Origin of the sequence: unidentified bacterial endosymbiont, from assembly GCF_918797525.1 — a bacterium.
Lineage (GTDB): Bacteria > Pseudomonadota > Gammaproteobacteria > Enterobacterales > Enterobacteriaceae > Enterobacter.
Window position 1 is genome coordinate 4,433,592 of sequence record NZ_OU963893.1, and the last position, 18,209, is coordinate 4,451,800.

Here is an 18,209-nt window from a genome sequence, read left to right on the forward strand (position 1 = left end):
ATGAATAAAAATGATGGAATGCACTACGCGCCCGTCGGCAAACCGCACCCCGTGGTGCGGGAGGGCGAATTTATCTTTGCCGCCGCCGCGCTGGACCACGGCCACATCTACGGGATGTGCAACGGGCTGATTGAAGCGGGCGCCACGCTGAAGTGGGTTTACGATCCTGACCCGCAGAAAGTGGATAAGTTTGTCCAACAGTACCCACAGGTACAGGTGGCGGTTTCACTGGAAACGATATTCACCGACAGCGAGGTGCGTTTGGTCGCGGGAGCAGCCATACCGTCCGAACGCTGCGCGCTGGGCCTCAAATCGATGGCGGCGGGTAAAGATTACTTCACCGACAAAGCGCCGCTCACCACCCTTGAACAACTGGCTGATGCCAAAGCGATGGTGGAAAAAACCGGCAAGAAATACGCGGTTTACTACAGCGAACGTCTGCACGTAGAGAGCGCGGTGTTCGCCGGCCAACTGGTGCAGCAAGGTGCCATTGGGCGCGTGGTGCAAACGCTCGGCACCGGCCCGCATCGTGAAGGACACGGGCGTCCGGACTGGTTTTACGAGCGCCGCTATTTCGGCGGCATCTTGTGTGATATCGGTAGCCACCAGATAGAGCAATTCCTGTTTTACACCGGCAACCAAAATGCCGTCGTCGTCGCCAGCCAGACGCGTAACGTTAACCATCCACAGTATCCGGCCTTTGAGGATTTCGGCGACGCGATGCTTAAGGGCGAAAATGGCGCCAGCGGCTATTTCCGCTGCGACTGGTTCACCCCTGACGGACTCTCGACCTGGGGCGATGGTCGCTTAACGCTGCTCGGCACCGACGGATATATCGAAATTCGCAAATACGTTGATTTAACCCACGGCGAGCAAGATGTGGTTTATCTCGTCAATAAAGAGGGTGAGTTCCGCTATCCGGTGGCGGGACAAGTTGGATTCCCGTTCTTCGGCGAACTGATCCTCGACTGTCTGCATCGTAGCGAAAACGCCATGACGCAGGCGCATGCCTTTAAGGCGGCGGAGCTGTGCGTGAAGGCGCAAATGCTGGCGAACGCAGCGGATTAACAGGAGGCAAAATGACTATCCTGAACACGGCAATTATCGGCGCTGGCGCTATTCATAATTGCCATGTGAATGCTCTGCGCCAGCTTCCAGACGTAGTACTGCGCGCGCTGGTGGATATCGACAGTGTTAAAGGCTTAAAGCTGGCGATGGGCTACCAGTGCCGCTTTTATCAGGATTACCGGGAGATGTTGCTGGATGAGGCTATCGACGTGGTGCACATCTGCACCCCCCACTTTGAGCATAAAAGCATGATCCTGGCGGCGCTCGCCGCCGGTAAGCATGTTTTCTGTGAAAAGCCGGTGGGGATGAACGGCAGTGAAATCATTGATATCACCAACGCTGCCGATCGCGCTTCAACGCTGTTTGGCGTTTGCTATCAGAACCGCCTCAACCCGTCGAGCCTGCGCATACGCCGCGAGCTTGATGAGGGCAGCCTCGGCAAAATGTTAAGCATCCGGGCAGTACTCACGTGGTCTCGCTCGGGCGCTTATTACACCGAAAGTCCCTGGCGCGGACGGCTGGCGACGGAAGGAGGAAGCCTGCTGATCAATCAGGCAATCCATACGCTTGACCTGATGCAATGGTTTGCCGGTGGCGTGACGCGGCTGAAAGGCGTCGTCGACAGCGGTGAACTTTCAGATATTACCGAAGGAGAAGACAGCGCGATGGCTACGCTGCACTTCGTTAATGGCGCGCGCGGTCTGTTTTACGCCAGCAACTGTCACACCACGGATTCGCCGCTAATGATGGAAATACGCTGTGAACATGGCTCGCTGATGCTCGATGACAGTACGCTCTGGCGCGTGACGCCGGGAGAGCGTTTCAAACTGGCAAGCGATAACGTCCCGGACGGATCAATTAAACGTTATTGGGGACGTGGACACCAGCAGGCAATCCGCCGTTTTTATCATGCTATTACTACGCCGGGCAATACGGACTACACCGATATCCGTGAAGCCGGGAAGTCACTCACGCTTGTGGAGGCTATTTATCGGTCATCTCAATTACGACAATGGATAGATATCCATAATGAGAACGTAATGTGTATTCCAGCAGTTAAATAAAAAACGGCCCATAAGTGGGTTAATAGCTACCCTATACTGGACATTATTATGGTCAAACCAACTGAACGTAGAGTTGGTTATGGCGTGGCGCTTGGCTACGGCATAACCGATCTGTTTGGCGGAGGCGCTTTCGCCATTATCGGCACCTGGCTGTTATTTTTTTATACCACCTATTGCGGTCTCTCAGTAATTGAAGCTGGCTCAATATTTGCCATCGCCCGCGTCATTGACGCGTTATTAAGCCCGATTATGGGCTATATCACCGATAATTTTGGAAATACCTGGCTGGGGCGAAAATTTGGTCGCCGTCGCTTCTTTTTATTACTCAGTTCACCGCTAATGTTTCTGTATGCCCTGCTGTGGATAACCGATATGGGGTACGGGTATTACCTGGGAACCTATCTCTCTATCGAACTGTTGTCGGCGATGGTGCTGGTGCCGTGGGAAACGCTGGCGGCGGAGATGACGAACCGCTACGAAGAACGTAGCCGACTTTCCGGCGTGCGCATGATTTGCTCGCAGTTGGGCGGCTTCCTGGCCGTTTCCGTCCCCGGGGTGATTATGCAATTCACCGGGAAAGATAACGCTTTCACCTATACCCTGACCGGGCTGATATTTTCCTGCGTGTTCTGCATTGCAGTATTTACCACCTGGTACAGTACATGGGAAGCGAAAGATGTGCATCCGGAGTCTGACTTTAAGGTTGATAAACAACGCAGCAGCGGAATGGGCAACCATCTTAAATATCTGGTGCTGGATCTCTTTTCCGCTTTCCGCATTCGCGCATTCCGCCTGCATATCCTGATTTACATCTTCTCGTTTACGGCGATGGACGTGTTCGGCTCGGTGTTTACCTATTACGTGGTCTATTGCCTGAGCCAGGATGCGGCTGCGGTGTCGGGCTGGCTGAGCATTGCAGCCTTTGCTTCAGTGCCGGGAACCTACGGCTTTATGCTGCTGTTGAACCGGCTGAATATGACGCCCTCCGCCGCGCTACGTCTCTCATATGGCTGTATTTTTTGCGTACTGGCGTTTTTGTTTACGGTCTATCTCACTAAAACACACGTGCCCACACTGTTGTTCTCGGCGGTCTTTATCCTGCTGGGGGCCGCGCGGTCCGGTCTGTATTATATACCGTGGAATATCTACAGTTTTATTCCTGATATCGACGAGATAGTGACGCAACAGCGTCGGGAGGGGATTTTTGCCGGCGTAATGGTATTGACCCGTAAAAGCACCGTCGCGATTGCGATTATGCTTATCGGCCTGGTGCTGCAAGAGTCCGGCTTCGTGAAAGGCAGCGGGGCACAGCCTGAAACCGCACTCGCCGCCATCATCGGCCTGATGATTTTCGCGACGGCGGCCCTGCTGGCCGTCAGTTTCTTCGCGACCTATAAATTCAGACTGACTCGCGAGACCCACAAGTTGCTGCTCAAGGAAATCGCCCGCCGCAAGCTGGGCGGAGATTACCGGGACTGCGACGACACGACCCGCGTGGTGATCAAGCAGCTGACCGGCTATGAATATGACCAGGTGTGGGGCGGCGATGCCACGCGCCGTGCGGTCAAAAGCGCCAGTTTATCGACGGTGGAATAGCCACTCAGGCCGGGCTGGCTCCCCCGCCAGTCTGGCCTGTTGAATTCGCTTTCTGTACCGACATTGTCCCTGATCTCGAATAAATTAGTTTTCGTATCATAGGTAAAAAATGAAATACTATCTTGCCCAATAAGGAAAGTTTATGTTGAACGGTGCTGATTATGCTCCATTCAATTTGTACGGTGCTGGCGTTTTCATGGCGCGGCATTTAGCTGTGATGAATGGTTTGCTTTGTATACAGATGACTGGAGCATTGATGATGGTACCTGGTTTGAAGGAGTTCCCCCTGGCACGTTATCAAAAGGGTGTATAACGTTTGCTCACAACTCAGATTTTGCCACCATCCACAATGCCCTGTTAAACACATCCCCTATGCAAGTGCCGTGTATGCGTTCGCTTACAGATCGTGGTTGGGTTGAGGTAATAGCCATTGGCTCGAACACGTGCCCGTAGAATGGCCAAAATAGCTTTTTTCGGGCTGGTAATGTTTGCCGTTGCTCGCACTCTTGGCAATCCTGAGATCTTCATCAATCACGATTTAGCAAGTAAATTAGCCCAACTGATCAGCGATGATGTCAATGCTGAATCTATGTATGACGTTTTTTTATCTTGATGTTGTTTTGTAGTGGCACAGTAAGTTAGGCCACCTGATTAAAGATAATATTCTCACCTCAACACAACACAGGTGGCTTAATGAATAAGAAAACCAAGCGTACTTTCACCCCTGAGTTCAGGCTGGATGTGCACAGCTGATCGCTGATAAGGGCTACGCATATCGACAAGCCAGTGAAGCGATGAATATCGGTTCTACCACACTTGGAAGCTGGGTGCGCCAGCTCAGGCGATAGCGACCAGACTGAGTGACAGCCACACGGTTGTCAGTCTTTGTAATCCACCGTAGCAGTTACTGGTACTGGCGGAAACGGCGCAATACTGTTAACCCGGCGCGAGTCAGGTTGTGTAGCGAAATACGACGAGCATGGATCCAGAGTCGGAGCTTTGCAGGCGCATACCTGCCTGCCGAATTTGCTCAAGCGTCAGTTCGCTGTACCGGAGCCAGACCGGGTAGGGTATGGAGATATTACGTACAGTATGCCCGGAGTTCAGGGCGGGCATGGATGCTCAAATGATGCACGAGTCTGTCTGGAATATTGAACCGGTAACTCATGACGGGAAGCCCAACAATCCCACCGGGGGTGTCGATGGAGAGAAATCAGAGATAATTCGACAGGCCTGGTAATTTAGAATGTCAGTAGAGCACCCTATATACAACTATGATGTATTGTTGCCATCATTAATGAAAAGAGAAATCTTTAAACTGCTGTTAAATACATAAAGCTCCAATTAACATTGGATTGGACCTTGCTGCTCAATAAATATTATTTGAATATCAACATGAATATTTCTTCTCAACAAGTTAGTTACAGCTTACCCATTCAGGCAGGATACCCTCAAGATAGTGTTCGACAAAGCCTATGCGTTCAGCCAGTTTCAGGGCTTCGTGACGAAATTCAGGCGTGCGATGGTTGATGCTGGTTTTGTCATTGTGAGTCACCTCTGGTTGAGCGTTTACCCATTTCGTCGCGTGTCCACTATTGCTGGGTTAGTGCTGCTCACTCCGTAGGCGTACTACTGTTCTTCCATCTAACATGACCGAGCATAGCACTTACTATCTGAGCTGACGAATCAAATTTATAATTTATAAAACAACATGAGGTAAATTCATATAATGAAAAATTATTCATTTACAGTATATTTTCATATATTTAAAAAGGTTATTGTTGTCTTTTCCCTTTTTTTCTGTGCTCCTTTTGGCTTTGCCATAGATTTGTCATTTAAAGAAAAATCACCCGTCGATCGCCTATATCATGAAAACAACCAAGAAATGGACTCATTGCGGGAAGAGCAGAAGTTCAAATTTGACCCTAATTTAAAAATTGCCCAACAAGAACGTAGCTACCAATCGCTACTCGATCAACGGGATGAAGTTGAAAAATCCCTGCATAATCCCATACGCCCTTGTTATAATAACCCAACGGAGCCAGGCTGTACGGGGCATTCAGCGTGGATGAACAATCCACCCAAGAATCAATCCATGTTAGAGCAAAAATATCATAATGACTTTTAGATACTAACCTCTTTCAAATATTAAACCTTGCGAGATTTGTTGGTTGCCTGAAATTTAGATTCTCTTACTTTTGTCTTAAATTCCGGCCCTGCTTTACTTGTTACCATCCAGCAAGCCTGGTCAGTAAAAACACTCAAATTTCCGTCTAATATATTATAACGCCTGTTCCAAACTGCATTGGTAAGTGTATTTTGGATGATGATAATTTTTGCGTTAAATGCATTCATTTTTTCTATAATATTAGATATGGAGTGTCTGCTGCCTACCAGACCATACAAAACATCACCGGACTCAAATTTTATAGCTGAATTAAAAATAATACTTGATGTGTAAATACTAAAACCCTGCGGTAAGCCCATCAGTGAAATACCCAATTTTTTGCTTGTCGGAAATTATATGATTATTTTAGAAAGAATTTAAGGTTAATTATTTTTTACCTCCTAAGCGGTGCTGTAGCCGCTTGAGAATGTTTTCCTGACTGTATTGTTCATTCAGCGCCTCAAAGGCAGCTTCATTGCCGGTTTCTTTTATTTTGGCCGTCTTTTCGTCCAGATCCACATTAACAGCCCGTGATTCTTACAGCATGTTGGCCATACCAGACATTGCGTGGTTCATGGACTCTTCCCGGCGGCGGGTGCGCTGTTGATCCACTCGTTTTCCGCCTGGATCAGGTCAACGATGGCTTTCTTTTGCTCATTTAGTATCTGGAAACCGACCAAACCAGACTCCCAGTGATTGAGGTGATGCGAGCACTCCGTAAAAGACAAGCAGAAAACGTCGTCTTAGGTCATTCTCTGGGCGAGATGCATCTGGTAAGCAAAGACCTTTAAAAATATCACTTTTCAATAACATCAAAGGCTACCTCATTGCTAACTTTACAACAATGCCCTGTTTTTAATAAAGAGCTTACTGATGAGTGGTAAATATCAGGCTTTAGGTGGGTTACATGAAAGTGATTACTTTGTATTATTCCTATAACCTTACAAACATCTGAAGGCAAATAAATAATCGTCTGTGCCGTATCTAACTAACCGAAAAATATTCTCATTTTGAAATTATTGCCGATAAATATTTTTCCGTCGGGTCGTCAACAGACACGCGTCGTTTCGGTTTTGCCCAGTAAAGATTACTGCTATCCGGAACGCAGGCTCATGGCTCACCTGTCTGCTCAGGGAGTGCAGACCATAGTGTGATCTCAGGGTCAAACCTGTATTGCTTGGTCGAAAAACGTTGACGATCACGCCCTGCTAAACCAAAGGAGAAAAATGATTTCGATAAATACATTGCAACGCGTTTTTTCTGCAGATGAAAACATGGCTATTAAGGCCGCAGATTACAAGCGCTCAACAGCAGGTGTTGTACTGGAAGTAATCGTTGGGCTGCTGACAGGGGGGTTAGGATTTGTTGGTGTAGAGCTGTATCATTCGTTCAATAGAGCAAGTAAAAATAATGAATTTCTTGCGCTGACTGATGCTCTGCTTAATGCAATGAAAAATATGGCACCTGATGATAATAGATTCAGTTTTTCGTATCAAGGATCAGATGTTCACGTTCAGCAGGATGGGTTAAATGTAAAAATAAGCTATGCTGGTGAAGAGAAAATAATATATTACAAAACAATAGCGCAGTTGAGGGAAAATGTAAAAAGTGAGATTCTCATGCATAGCGATAAATGTTCTGTTGCAACGTCAGTAATGGCTTTACAGGATGAAACTGCCAATCAACGTGCTTTAGCATTAAATTTCCTGCAGGAAAAAACAGGTGTGCAAGAGTTTGATCATGTGGATACCCCTCAGTTGGTACAAATCGCTGTAGATTTTGTTAATGACCGCAAAAATATGGCAGAGACCATAGAAAGTCTCGACAAATCTGACATATCGGCAAGAATGGTTCTTGATGCAGAAAGTAAGGAGCTGCTGGAAAAGTGGCATGCGGCGAAGTTAAATACAGTTACTGATATTATTGATGTCAATAATGTGCCATCAGTCGATAATAACAGGGCAGTGCAGACAGAAGATGAGAAAAAAGTACGTAAATTCCTGGCGGAGATATTTTTTCCTGAAAATGAGTGGGAAATAGACACCCTGCAACCAGGGAAAAGGCTTAAAAATGTATTGCTGAACAATAAAGAAGTACTGGCTGAAGTAATTGACAAACCAGAAATGCTTGATGCTGCAGGTCTGCCAGGTGGATTGAAGGAGGTAGCAAAAGATACGCTGAAAAAATTGAAGCAAATTCTTGGTGTATACGGTACTGAAATAAACCCGAACATGGTCGAAATTTTACTACAAAAAATAACAGATGATGATTTCACCAGCCTTTCTGAAGCTATTGATGTCCAGTTTGTCAACTTTAAATTCAGCTCGCTTGATGGCGTGGGTATGTTGGCCAATATTGGGAATGTAGGCGAAGGTAACTTGCAGTCTTTTGTCAAAAATGTACTGGGTAATTATTTTGATAAGCAAGCGGTGGTGGATAAACGCGCAATGATTGCATCATTTCTCAATGATGCCAGGTCAGGAGATTCTGCCGAGCGGAAATTGGTAGGATTGTTAAAGGGGGGGGGGCCGTATCTGCAGAAGATGCTGCAGTTGCTGGGTGATAATGCACCTCCTAAGTTAAAAAATGCGCTGGACGAGATGAAGGCTTCTTTGAGTCCGATTAATGGGGAAATCATTAAATCAACACTCAGTGGAATTGTCGAAAAATCGGCCGGTAAAATAGAAAGTATAGAAGTCGGTAAAAATCTTGGTGCAGCATCGGTCGGTCAAACAGTGCTGGCAAGAATAAAATGGGTAGGCAAGGATGAGCCACAGGAAGTGGTGATAAAGTTGCTGCGCCCAGGTATCCGCTTGCGTGCAGAAAGGGAACTGGTTTTCATGCGGGAGGAAGCAGACAAAATCCCTGGCATGAGAAAGACATTTGATGGTATCTCGGCGCAAGTTAAGGTAGAAATGGATTTGTCAAAAGAAGCCCATAATGTTCGCCTGGCGCAAGTGTATAACGCTGGCCAACCAAATTTAACGGTGATGAAGTTAGTCGATAAAATACCGCCATCACAGGGATATATGGTACTTGAGAAGGCCCCCGGTACGACAGTAAAGTCAGCATTCAACGTCCTTAATGATCTTTTGAAGCAACAGCGGTTGAAAGCTGAAACAGTGGATTTTGGGGCTAAACTGGCATCTGCAATTAAGGCATTAACATTTAAATGGGTTGAAGAGAGCTTGTTTGGTACCGGCTTTTATCATGGTGATTTACATTCCGGAAACATCATGTTTGATGAAACCAATGGCCTGCTTACCGTGATCGATATGGGTAACGCAACCACACTGTCGGTTGGGCAACGGCAGGCTATTTTCAAGATGGTTATGGCAGCAGGGCTACATAACCCGGAGGTGTTTGTAAGAAATTATGAAAAAGTTCTATCTGACGATGGTAAGCGCAGTATGGAAAATCCGGAGATTCGTGAGGCATTGTTGAGCGACACCAGAAATATAATGAATACGACCCGTGATCCTGGTAAAAAAATATTCAAAATACTTGACGCGGCTAATAAGCGTGGATTGGAAATACCATCGTCAGTATCTAATTTTTCTCGATCACAAATTATGCTGCAAAATGCTATTAATAATATTAACGGAATAAACAAGAAAATCAGAACAAAATTGCTGAATGACATAAATGCAGGTACACATATTTATTTTAAAAATTTCGGTGATGTTAGCGTCACAAAAATTAAGGGGATGCTTAATGAGAAACTTACTGCACTGGATCGCAGTACTGATGAACCGAATTTGTTTAATACAGACAAATTAAATTTGAATAAGATATTGGGTAACTGTAATGCCTTGATATCCGGTGATCTGGAATCAATCAATTTCTCAAATATTATTGAAACGGTTGGTTTGAACCACAAGGTGGATAGCTTGGGACTTGCCTATGGTGACATCATGGCTATTGGTACTTCGATGATGCGTCCGGCTGTCCGCTAAATAGCTGCGCCGAATACCGCTACACTTTTGCAAGTCCATGTTTACTGTATGAACGCCTCCCCGTTTGCAAGGCTTCCGTTGTTCTGACATTGACGAGTAGTTACAGCTCTGTATCCGGCCTCATTGCAGTCCGAGCTGCAGGCCACTCTGAGATTCGCTGACCTGAGCCTTATTCTCGGGGCGGGCTTTATGCCCAGGTAAACTGAACCGCCCCCGTAATCCTGGAGAATACACTCTTTGAGAGGTAACCTGGATGACAAAACATAACCGATTTCCCCCTGAAGTTCTGTTCACATGGTTCTGGAAAACCAGGACACCTACAACACACAATGGGCCGCAATCTGCTCCATTGCCCCTAAGCCCCCCCGCTGATGATGAGCCGAATGCGCTGACTACCAACGAACGCCAGCGTCTGAAAGAGCTGGAACGGGAAGTCCGGGCGCTGCGCCGCAGTATTGCTGACTGGCCGATAAACCGGGTCAGCGAACTGTTGCCATGGCGCATTGAGCTGCCAACTGAATAGCCTTCGTTCGTCAATACGGTTCTCACTGTACGCTTCCACTCATCCGGGCATATACACCAAAATGTGACCTCTGGTAGATTTACACGCCTTTACGCTATACTACCCGCTGAAATAATCGGCTCAACGCTACGCGCTGACGTTCAATGTGTTTCCACACAAATGGTATCAACTTCCCTTCCGAGGATCTGGCGAGAAGCCGGATAAACTATGTTAAACAGCATCTTAGTCATACTTTGTCTGATTGCCGTCAGCGCGTTTTTTTCGATATCGGAGATATCGCTGGCCGCGTCGCGTAAAATCAAACTCAAGCTGCTTGCCGATGAAGGCAACATCAACGCATCACGTATTCTGAAGATGCAGGAAAACCCCGGCATGTTCTTTACCGTGGTGCAGATTGGCCTGAACGCGGTCGCCATTCTGGGGGGGATTGTCGGTGATGCAGCCTTTTCTCCGGCTTTCTACAGCGTCTTTGTTCAATACATGTCCGCCGAGCTGGCAGAACAGGTGAGCTTTATTCTCTCCTTCACGCTGGTAACCAGCTTATTCATCTTGTTCGCCGACCTGACCCCGAAACGCATCGGTATGATTGCGCCAGAAGCCGTGGCTTTGCGCATCATCAACCCGATGCGCTTCTGCCTGTATGTGTTTCGCCCGCTGGTATGGTTCTTTAACGGCCTGGCGAACGTGATTTTCCGCACCTTTAAGCTGCCAATGGTGCGTAAAGATGACATTACCTCGGATGATATTTACGCCGTGGTAGAAGCCGGTGCCCTCGCGGGTGTCCTGCGTAAGCAGGAACATGAACTGATTGAGAACGTGTTTGAACTGGAATCCCGTACGGTTCCGTCTTCCATGACCGGTCGTGAAAGCGTGGTTTGGTTCGATCTGCATGAAGACGAGCAGAGCCTGAAGAACAAAGTGGCAGAACATCCGCACTCCAAGTTTCTGGTCTGTAATGAAGATATCGATCACATCATCGGTTATGTGGATTCCAAAGATCTGCTGAACCGCGTGCTGGCCAACCAGAGCCTGGCGTTAAATAGCGGTGTGATGATCCGCAATACTTTGATTGTGCCAGATACCCTGACACTCTCTGAAGCGCTGGAAAGTTTCAAAACGGCGGGTGAAGACTTTGCGGTTATCATGAACGAGTACGCGCTGGTGGTCGGTATTATCACCCTGAACGACGTAATGACCACGCTCATGGGCGACCTGGTCGGCCAGGGCATGGAAGAGCAAATTGTGCAGCGTGACGAGAACTCATGGCTAATAGATGGCGGCACGCCAATTGAAGACGTGATGCGCGTGCTGGACATCGACGCGTTCCCGCAGTCGGGCAACTACGAGACCATTGGCGGGTTTATGATGTTTATGCTGCGTAAAATCCCGAAGCGTACCGACTCCGTTAAGTTCTCCGGCTTCAAGTTTGAAGTAGTGGATATTGATAACTACCGCATCGACCAGCTGCTGGTGACGCGTATCGATAATAAACCGACCGTGCTGGTACCAAAGTTGCCAGACGCGGAAGAGAAAGCGTCAGCGTAAGGCACGCCATACCCCACATACATCAACGGCTCCTATCAGGAGCCGTTTCTTTAAGTACTGCATAGCACGTTGGTTAAGCCATCTCAGTTTGCAAACGCATAACCTGACGGTTGACTTCAGACATCACAGAATAGTGCTGTTTGTCCTTTACTTTTGGGACAAGGATTTTGCCCTTATCGAACTCAAAAGCGCCAACATCCTTGATATACAACCGTCCACGGAACAGGATCTTCACGTACTTAGCCACCTGAAGGGGGTTGTAGCGTTGGAAAATTTTCATTCTTGTATCTCCTGCGAATCATACGCTCTTGCGGTGCCACAATCGGCCCGACTGTCTTGAGCGCAAATTTTATTGCCCAATGACTATAGACCAGAACAACCTTGATACCCAGCATGCATAAGTTTATTTACCGTTTGATTACAATTATTCAGAATAATCTTTGCAAAGCCTGAAGCGGGGCAGTATAAGCCGTCGTTTTTTCGTGGATATGTGCGTTCGCCCGCAAACTGGCACCAGGCTTACGGGAAAACCACCGGGATCGCACTTATGATTAAAAGCGTATAACCAAGTGGTCGGATCACCTGCTCAAAATAAGGAAACACCATGACCCTACGTAACATCCTGGCAGCAGCATGCCTGCTTCTGCCGTTGTGGGCTTGCGCGCACAATATTGAAAAAGGACAACGTGTACCGCCAGTCGGTATTGTAGACAGAGGAGAATTGATTCTCGACAATGATAAGTTTAGCTACAAACCGTGGAATAGCGCGCAGCTCGCAGGCAAAGTGAGAGTTGTACAACATATTGCGGGGCGTACATCCGCGAAAGAAAAAAACGCCACCCTGGTAGAAGCAATCAAGACCGGGAAATTCCCGCACGATCGCTATCAAACCACGACGATTGTTAACACCGACGATGCCATTCCCGGCTCGGGAATATTTGTCCGTTCAAGCCTTGAGAGCAATAAAAAGCTCTATCCGTGGTCGCAGTTTATTGTCGACAGCGACGGCGTAACGCGCAAGGCGTGGCAGCTGGAAGAAGAGAGCTCGGCGGTTATCGTGCTGGACAAAGCGGGCCGCGTGCAGTGGGCCAAAGACGGAGCATTGACCCAGGAAGAGGTGCAGCAGGTCGTTGCGCTGCTGCACAGTCTGCTGGCTCAGTAAAGAGACACCCGGAAGCCGGGGTTGAGGAATGACTCGCGGGGGGTATAGTCCAGCGGCTTCCCCTGCCAGTCATGAACATGCGCACCTGCAGCGGCGGCAACGGCATGGCCTGCTGCCGTATCCCAGACGTTAGTCGGCCCGAATCGCGGATAGAGCTGCGCCTGCCCTTCCGCCACCAGGCAGAACTTTAGCGACGAACCGATCGAGGTGGTCTGGTGTTCACCCAACTGTTGCAGGTACTCCTGCAGCTCGCTATCGCTGTGGGAACGGCTAATAACCACCAGCGGCGGACGTGCATCCCGCACCTGAATCTGCTTACGTACGCCGCACTCTTCCTTCCAGGCTTTCCCTTCCGCGGCGCTGTACATCACCTTCATGACCGGAGCGTAAACCACGCCCAGCACTGCTTTTCCGTTTTCAATCAGGGCGATATTCACGGTAAACTCACCGTTACGCTTGATGAACTCCTTAGTGCCGTCCAGCGGATCCACCAGCCAGTATCGCTGCCAGTGCTGACGTTCATCCCAGCTCTGCGGCGCCTCTTCTGACAGCACGGGGATATCCGGCGTCAGTGCCTGCAACCCTGTCAGGATCACGCCATGGGCCGCGATATCCGCCGCGGTGACCGGGGAGTCGTCCGCCTTGCTGGCAACATCTATCGGTTTAGCGCCATCATACACCTGCATGATGGCATCACCCGCATCCCGTGCGAGCTGACAAATTTTATCTAACATTCTCCACCTCTTCGTTAACGCAGTGGGCATAACTCGTTGTTTTATTTATATCGTAATGTGAACAATTCCGCTATCTGTGAAGCAATTATGATTTCAGTGCATTTTTTTCTGGCAGGATCCACACTTCTGCAAGCAACAAAATTTACATACATACTCTTTTGTGGCGTGGATCAAAAAAAGGACTCCTCTGATGATTAAGTTTAGCGCAACGCTCCTGGCGACGCTGATTGCCGCGAGCGTTCAGGCGGCAACGGTAGATATTCGTATTCTGGAAACCACCGACCTGCACAGCAATATGATGGACTTCGATTACTACAAAGATACTCCTACTAACAAATTCGGACTGGTACGTACGGCAAGTTTAATCAACGCCGCCCGCGATGAAGTTAAAAACAGCATACTGGTCGACAACGGCGATGTCATTCAGGGTAGTCCGCTTGGCGACTACATAGCGGCGAAGGGCCTGAAAAAAGGCGAGATCCACCCGGTGTATAAGGCGATGAATACGCTGGATTACACCGTCGGCAACCTGGGTAATCACGAGTTTAATTACGGCCTGAAGTACCTTCACAATGCGCTTGCAGGCGCAAAATTCCCGTACGTTAACGCCAATATCATTGACGTTAAGTCCCAAAAGCCGCTTTTCACCCCGTATCTGATTAAAGAGACCGGGGTGGTCGATCAGGAAGGTAAAAAGCAGACGCTCAAAATTGGCTATATCGGTTTTGTCCCCCCGCAGATTATGACGTGGGACAAAGCCAATCTCCGCGGCAAAGTGACCGTCAATGACATTACCGAAACGGCGCGCAAATATATCCCTGAGATGCGCGAGAAAGGGGCCGATCTGGTGGTCGTTGTCGCCCACTCGGGTCTTTCAGCCGACCCGTATCAGGCGATGGCAGAAAATTCTGTCTACTACCTGAGTCAAGTCCCGGGCGTGGATGCCATTCTGTTTGGCCATGCTCATGCGGTCTTCCCGGGCAAAGATTTTGCTGGCATCAAAGGCGCAGACATAGAAAAAGGCACGCTCAACGGCGTGCCGTCGGTGATGCCGGGCATGTGGGGCGACCATCTTGGCGTCGTGGATCTGGAGCTCAATAACGAAGGCGGCAGCTGGAGGGTCACGCAGGCGAAAGCGCAAGCCCGCCCGATTTACGACGCGGCGGCCAAAAAATCGCTGGCCGCTGAAGATCAAAAACTGGTTGATGTGCTGAAGCACGACCACGATGCGACGCGCGAATTCGTCAGCAAGCCCATCGGTAAGTCAGCGGACAATATGTACAGCTTCCTCGCGCTGGTGCAGGATGATCCGACCGTCCAGGTGGTCAATATGGCGCAGAAAGCCTATGCCACGCACTTTATTCAGGGCGATCCGGATCTGGCAACATTGCCGGTGCTCTCTGCCGCTGCGCCGTTTAAGGTGGGCGGACGTAAGAACGACCCGGCAAGCTACGTTGAGGTTGAAAAAGGCCAACTTACGTTCCGTAACGCCGCCGATCTCTACCTCTACCCGAACACGCTGGTGGTGGTAAAAGCGACGGGCAAAGAGGTGAAAGAGTGGCTCGAGTGTTCTGCCGGACAGTTTAACCAGATAGACCCTAACAGCAGCAAGCCGCAGTCACTGATTAACTGGGACGGTTTTCGTACCTATAACTTCGATGTGATCGACGGCGTGGAGTATCAAATTGATGTTACCCAACCCGCGAAATACGACGGCGAATGCCAGGCCATCCATCCGCGGGCGGAACGCATTAAAAATCTGACCTTCAACGGCAAGGCAATTGACCCGAATGCCAACTTCCTGGTGGTGACCAATAACTACCGCGCCTACGGCGGCAAGTTTGCCGGCACGGGCGATAGCCATATCGCTTTTGCCTCACCGGATGAGAACCGCTCGGTACTGGCCGCGTGGATCGGCGCAGAGTCGAAAATGAGAGGTGAAATTCACCCGGCGGTGGATAACAACTGGCGTCTGGCCCCGATCTACAGCGATACGAAGCTGGTTATCCGTTTTGAAACCTCGCCTTCCGCTGAAGCTGCCGCATTTATCAAGGACAAGGCGCAGTATCCAATGAAAAAAGTCGCGACGGACGATATGGGGTTCGCGATTTATCAGGTGGATTTGAGCAAGTAACCGCGAGCCTTCCGGGTAAGCGAAACGCTGCCCGGCTTTTTACGCCGCACGTTCATCCCGGTTCGCCAGCACCTGCGGCGTGTGGATTTCAATCCAGTCCGCCAGGGCGGCCACTTTCTCGCTGACCTCAATGCCTAACGGAGTGAGGCTATACTCTACGTGCGGCGGCACAACCGGATACGAAACGCGATCGACAAAGCCGTCCCGCTCAAGCGCCTGAAGCGACTGAGCCAGCATTTTCTCACTCACGCCCCCCATCTTGCGGCGCAGGTCGCTAAAGCGGTGAGTGCCCTGGCGTAATGCCACCAGAATCAGTACGCCCCAGCGGCTGGTCACATGCTTAAGCACCTCCCTCGACGGGCATTGCTCCGCAAAGAGGTTGCCATCACGCAGTTGTTCACTGAGCGTCTGCTTTTTCATACTTACCTTTTTGTGCGTACTTACTAAAAGTTAGTCTTGATGCTAGTGTGCCATAACACCAGACAAACACGAAGGAGATCGATCATGATCGCGATTACCGGCGCTACCGGCCAGCTTGGCCAACATGTTATCGAAGAACTGCTGAAAACCGTCCCGGCAGAGCAGATTGTGGCTATCGTGCGTAATCCAGGCAAAGCCGAAGCCTTAAGCCAACAGGGGATTGTGGTTCGCCAGGGGGATTACGCTGACGAGGCGGTCTTTACCACCGCGTTAAATGGCGTGGATAAGCTGCTGCTGATCTCCTCCAGCGAAGTGGGCCAGCGTGCCACCCAGCACCAGAACGTGATTAACGCCGCCAAAGCGGCTGGCGTACAATTTATCGCTTACACCAGCCTGCTGCATGCCGATAACTCCCCGCTGGGGCTGCACGCTGAACACGTCGAAACCGAGAAAGCGCTGGCCGCATCCGGCGTGCCTTATGCTCTGCTGCGCAACGGTTGGTATACCGAGAACTATCTGGCAAGCGCACCGCCTGCCCTGCAACACGGCGTATTTATGGGGGCGGCAGGCGAAGGTAAAATTGCCTCGGCTACCCGCGCGGACTATGCCGCCGCGGCGGCAAAAGTCATCTCTGAAGAGGGGCACGCAGGCAAGGTCTACGAGCTGGCTGGGGACAGCGCGTGGACGTTACGCGAGCTGGCCGCAGAGCTGAGCAAACAGAGCGGGAAACCCGTGGTCTATCAAAACCTGAGCGAAGCCGATTTTTCGGCGGCTCTGAAGCGCGTTGGCCTGCCTGCCGGGCTGGCGGAGATGCTGGCAGATTCCGATACGGGCGCGTCCAAAGGAGGTCTGTTTGACGACAGCCAAACGCTCGGCAAACTGATTGGCCGTCCGACCACGCCGCTGGCCGAGAGCATCAAAACCATCCTGTAGTTGTTACAAATTAGTTAATTTTTGTGGCATCTCCTCGGAACTTCTCTGATAATGAGACGATGACCCCGAGGAGACGTAGCGTGCAAGGCGTACCGGAACAGTTCACTGATGAAAGAGACAGCGCCCGCTTTCGCCATCTGGCGCATCTGCCCGGCCTCGAACTTTATCACGCGCATATCGCAGACTACGCCTTCGAGCCTCATACGCACGAAGCCTTCGGTATCGGCACAATTGAAACCGGGGCTGAGCGTTTTCGCTATCGTGGAACTCAACATCTGGCGCCAGAAAAATCGGTCGTTACCATGAACCCGGACGAGATCCACACCGGAGAATCAGCAACGAATGACGGCTGGCGCTACCGGATGGCCTATATCGAACCCCATCTGCTTGAAGAGGTGACCGGCGTGCGCCACTGGTGGTTTAGTGACGTCACCCGTTTTGATCCCTTACGTTCGCTGCAAATTGGCCAGCTAATATATGGCCTGTGGTATACGGACGATCCGCTGGCGCAAAAAGGATTATTCCTTGATTTGATTGAGACCTTCCAGCCGCTGGCACATCACGCACCGGTGATTCAGGAAGGCGCGCATCGTTTTTGGCGCGTGCGCGAGTATCTACACGACAATTTTATGCATTCACTGACGCTGGATGAGCTGGCTAATGTGGTCTCACTCAGCCCGTACCATTTTCAGCGCCAGTTCAAAGCCCATTTCCATGTCACGCCGCACCAGATGTTGATGGCTATCCGCTTGTGGCGCGCCAAAGCGTTCCTCACCCAGGGTATGCCCGCCGCCGAAGTGGCTGCCGCAACCGGGCTGACCGATCAGTCCCATTTAACCCGCGCCTTTACCCGCCGCTACGGTATCACCCCTGTGCGTTATCAAAAGCAGGTTGCTCAGCGCTAATG

Annotated in this window: 17 protein-coding genes and 5 pseudogenes; 16 read left to right on the forward strand and 6 right to left on the reverse strand. The window is 49.9% G+C overall.

Translation table 11 applies throughout. The features are described 5' to 3' along the window. The 6 genes and pseudogenes from NL510_RS21135 to NL510_RS21160 form a co-directional block, all read left to right on the forward strand. A complete protein-coding gene (locus NL510_RS21135) occupies positions 1 to 1,068 on the forward strand; it encodes a Gfo/Idh/MocA family protein (protein ID WP_253380079.1) in 1,068 nt (355 codons plus the stop codon). A gap of 11 nt (positions 1,069 to 1,079) precedes the next feature. Then, entirely contained in the window at positions 1,080 to 2,132 is a 1,053-nt protein-coding gene (locus NL510_RS21140) for a Gfo/Idh/MocA family protein (protein ID WP_253380082.1), read from the forward strand. 48 nt (positions 2,133 to 2,180) lie between these two features. Continuing rightward, a complete protein-coding gene (locus NL510_RS21145) occupies positions 2,181 to 3,728 on the forward strand; it encodes an MFS transporter (RefSeq protein ID WP_253380084.1) in 1,548 nt (515 codons plus the stop codon). A gap of 142 nt (positions 3,729 to 3,870) precedes the next feature. After that, positions 3,871 to 4,181, forward strand: a pseudogene (locus NL510_RS21150) (hypothetical protein). Between the two features lies 1 nt (position 4,182). Beyond that, positions 4,183 to 4,341 carry a hypothetical protein gene (locus NL510_RS21155; protein WP_253380086.1) on the forward strand — a complete coding sequence of 53 codons (159 nt, stop codon included), beginning with the start codon at positions 4,183 to 4,185 and terminating at the stop codon, positions 4,339 to 4,341. A gap of 44 nt (positions 4,342 to 4,385) precedes the next feature. Next, positions 4,386 to 4,829 (forward strand): annotated as a pseudogene (locus tag NL510_RS21160) (transposase); the annotation flags it as partial. Between the two features lie 316 nt (positions 4,830 to 5,145). On the opposite strand, the gene NL510_RS21165 reads toward NL510_RS21160, so the two are convergent. Beyond that, entirely contained in the window at positions 5,146 to 5,283 is a 138-nt protein-coding gene (locus NL510_RS21165; RefSeq protein WP_253380089.1) for a hypothetical protein, read from the reverse strand. A gap of 174 nt (positions 5,284 to 5,457) precedes the next feature. Here NL510_RS21165 and NL510_RS21170 point away from each other — a divergent pair, with 174 nt between their 5' ends. Continuing rightward, on the forward strand, positions 5,458 to 5,856 hold the full coding sequence (locus tag NL510_RS21170; protein ID WP_253380090.1) for a hypothetical protein: 399 nt from the start codon (positions 5,458 to 5,460) through the stop codon (positions 5,854 to 5,856). A gap of 20 nt (positions 5,857 to 5,876) precedes the next feature. On the opposite strand, the gene NL510_RS21175 is transcribed toward NL510_RS21170, so the two are convergent. Both NL510_RS21175 and NL510_RS22820 read right to left on the reverse strand, forming a co-directional pair. Then, a complete protein-coding gene (locus tag NL510_RS21175) occupies positions 5,877 to 6,230 on the reverse strand; it encodes a hypothetical protein (protein ID WP_253380092.1) in 354 nt (117 codons plus the stop codon). A 52-nt stretch (positions 6,231 to 6,282) separates the two neighbouring features. Then, complete coding sequence (locus NL510_RS22820; protein ID WP_301308579.1) at positions 6,283 to 6,414, reverse strand: hypothetical protein; 132 nt, start codon at positions 6,412 to 6,414, stop codon at positions 6,283 to 6,285. A gap of 173 nt (positions 6,415 to 6,587) precedes the next feature. On the opposite strand from NL510_RS22820, the pseudogene NL510_RS23120 reads away from it, so the two are divergent. From NL510_RS23120 to paeA, 5 genes and pseudogenes are all read left to right on the forward strand, one after another. After that, positions 6,588 to 6,686, forward strand: a pseudogene (locus NL510_RS23120) (IS6 family transposase); the annotation flags it as partial. Between the two features lie 203 nt (positions 6,687 to 6,889). Continuing rightward, positions 6,890 to 7,037, forward strand: a pseudogene (locus NL510_RS21180) (ISKra4 family transposase); the annotation flags it as partial. 84 nt (positions 7,038 to 7,121) lie between these two features. Continuing rightward, positions 7,122 to 9,851, forward strand: a complete 2,730-nt coding sequence (locus NL510_RS21185) for an AarF/UbiB family protein (protein ID WP_253380094.1) — start codon at positions 7,122 to 7,124, stop codon at positions 9,849 to 9,851. 451 nt (positions 9,852 to 10,302) lie between these two features. Beyond that, positions 10,303 to 10,374 (forward strand): annotated as a pseudogene (locus tag NL510_RS21195) (hypothetical protein); the annotation flags it as partial. A 207-nt stretch (positions 10,375 to 10,581) separates the two neighbouring features. After that, positions 10,582 to 11,919 carry a polyamine export protein PaeA gene (gene paeA, locus NL510_RS21200; RefSeq protein WP_253380096.1) on the forward strand — a complete coding sequence of 446 codons (1,338 nt, stop codon included), beginning with the start codon at positions 10,582 to 10,584 and terminating at the stop codon, positions 11,917 to 11,919. 73 nt (positions 11,920 to 11,992) lie between these two features. On the opposite strand, the gene NL510_RS21205 is transcribed toward paeA, so the two are convergent. After that, a complete protein-coding gene (locus tag NL510_RS21205) occupies positions 11,993 to 12,199 on the reverse strand; it encodes a DUF1107 domain-containing protein (protein ID WP_004387562.1) in 207 nt (68 codons plus the stop codon). A gap of 324 nt (positions 12,200 to 12,523) precedes the next feature. On the opposite strand from NL510_RS21205, the gene NL510_RS21210 reads away from it, so the two are divergent. Continuing rightward, on the forward strand, positions 12,524 to 13,081 hold the full coding sequence (locus tag NL510_RS21210; protein ID WP_253380098.1) for a YtfJ family protein: 558 nt from the start codon (positions 12,524 to 12,526) through the stop codon (positions 13,079 to 13,081). Here NL510_RS21210 and cysQ read toward each other — a convergent pair. Then, on the reverse strand, positions 13,075 to 13,815 hold the full coding sequence (gene cysQ, locus NL510_RS21215) for a 3'(2'),5'-bisphosphate nucleotidase CysQ (protein WP_253380100.1): 741 nt from the start codon (positions 13,813 to 13,815) through the stop codon (positions 13,075 to 13,077). The genes NL510_RS21210 and cysQ overlap by 7 nt on opposite strands. Before the next feature lie 190 nt (positions 13,816 to 14,005). On the opposite strand from cysQ, the gene NL510_RS21220 reads away from it, so the two are divergent. Beyond that, positions 14,006 to 15,949, forward strand: coding sequence for a bifunctional 2',3'-cyclic-nucleotide 2'-phosphodiesterase/3'-nucleotidase (locus NL510_RS21220; RefSeq protein ID WP_253380102.1), 1,944 nt, complete (start codon positions 14,006 to 14,008; stop codon positions 15,947 to 15,949). Between the two features lie 39 nt (positions 15,950 to 15,988). Here the strand turns inward: NL510_RS21220 and NL510_RS21225 are convergent, their stop codons facing one another. Next, positions 15,989 to 16,369 (reverse strand): winged helix-turn-helix transcriptional regulator, encoded by a 381-nt coding sequence (locus NL510_RS21225; protein WP_253380104.1) that lies wholly within the window; start codon positions 16,367 to 16,369, stop codon positions 15,989 to 15,991. A gap of 84 nt (positions 16,370 to 16,453) precedes the next feature. Here NL510_RS21225 and NL510_RS21230 point away from each other — a divergent pair, with 84 nt between their 5' ends. Continuing rightward, a complete protein-coding gene (locus tag NL510_RS21230) occupies positions 16,454 to 17,302 on the forward strand; it encodes an SDR family oxidoreductase (RefSeq protein ID WP_253380106.1) in 849 nt (282 codons plus the stop codon). Positions 17,303 to 17,382: 80 nt separating this feature from the next. Continuing rightward, positions 17,383 to 18,207: an AraC family transcriptional regulator gene (locus tag NL510_RS21235; protein ID WP_253380109.1), complete on the forward strand. Its 825-nt coding sequence runs from the start codon at positions 17,383 to 17,385 to the stop codon at positions 18,205 to 18,207. Positions 18,208 to 18,209: the final 2 nt, after the last annotated feature.

What these genes read in the sequence shown, in the direction of transcription:
- NL510_RS21135 (WP_253380079.1), top strand. Translation starts at nt 1, where the DNA reads ATGAATAAAAATGATGGAATGCACTACGCGCCCGTCGGCAAACCGCAC.
- NL510_RS21140 (WP_253380082.1), top strand. Translation starts at nt 1,080, where the DNA reads ATGACTATCCTGAACACGGCAATTATCGGCGCTGGCGCTATTCATAAT.
- NL510_RS21145 (WP_253380084.1), top strand. Translation starts at nt 2,181, where the DNA reads ATGGTCAAACCAACTGAACGTAGAGTTGGTTATGGCGTGGCGCTTGGC.
- NL510_RS21155 (WP_253380086.1), top strand. Translation starts at nt 4,183, where the DNA reads ATGGCCAAAATAGCTTTTTTCGGGCTGGTAATGTTTGCCGTTGCTCGC.
- NL510_RS21170 (WP_253380090.1), top strand. Translation starts at nt 5,458, where the DNA reads ATGAAAAATTATTCATTTACAGTATATTTTCATATATTTAAAAAGGTT.
- NL510_RS21185 (WP_253380094.1), top strand. Translation starts at nt 7,122, where the DNA reads ATGATTTCGATAAATACATTGCAACGCGTTTTTTCTGCAGATGAAAAC.
- paeA (WP_253380096.1), top strand. Translation starts at nt 10,582, where the DNA reads ATGTTAAACAGCATCTTAGTCATACTTTGTCTGATTGCCGTCAGCGCG.
- NL510_RS21205 (WP_004387562.1), bottom strand. Translation starts at nt 12,199, where the DNA reads ATGAAAATTTTCCAACGCTACAACCCCCTTCAGGTGGCTAAGTACGTG.
- NL510_RS21210 (WP_253380098.1), top strand. Translation starts at nt 12,524, where the DNA reads ATGACCCTACGTAACATCCTGGCAGCAGCATGCCTGCTTCTGCCGTTG.
- cysQ (WP_253380100.1), bottom strand. Translation starts at nt 13,815, where the DNA reads ATGTTAGATAAAATTTGTCAGCTCGCACGGGATGCGGGTGATGCCATC.
- NL510_RS21220 (WP_253380102.1), top strand. Translation starts at nt 14,006, where the DNA reads ATGATTAAGTTTAGCGCAACGCTCCTGGCGACGCTGATTGCCGCGAGC.
- NL510_RS21225 (WP_253380104.1), bottom strand. Translation starts at nt 16,369, where the DNA reads ATGAAAAAGCAGACGCTCAGTGAACAACTGCGTGATGGCAACCTCTTT.
- NL510_RS21230 (WP_253380106.1), top strand. Translation starts at nt 16,454, where the DNA reads ATGATCGCGATTACCGGCGCTACCGGCCAGCTTGGCCAACATGTTATC.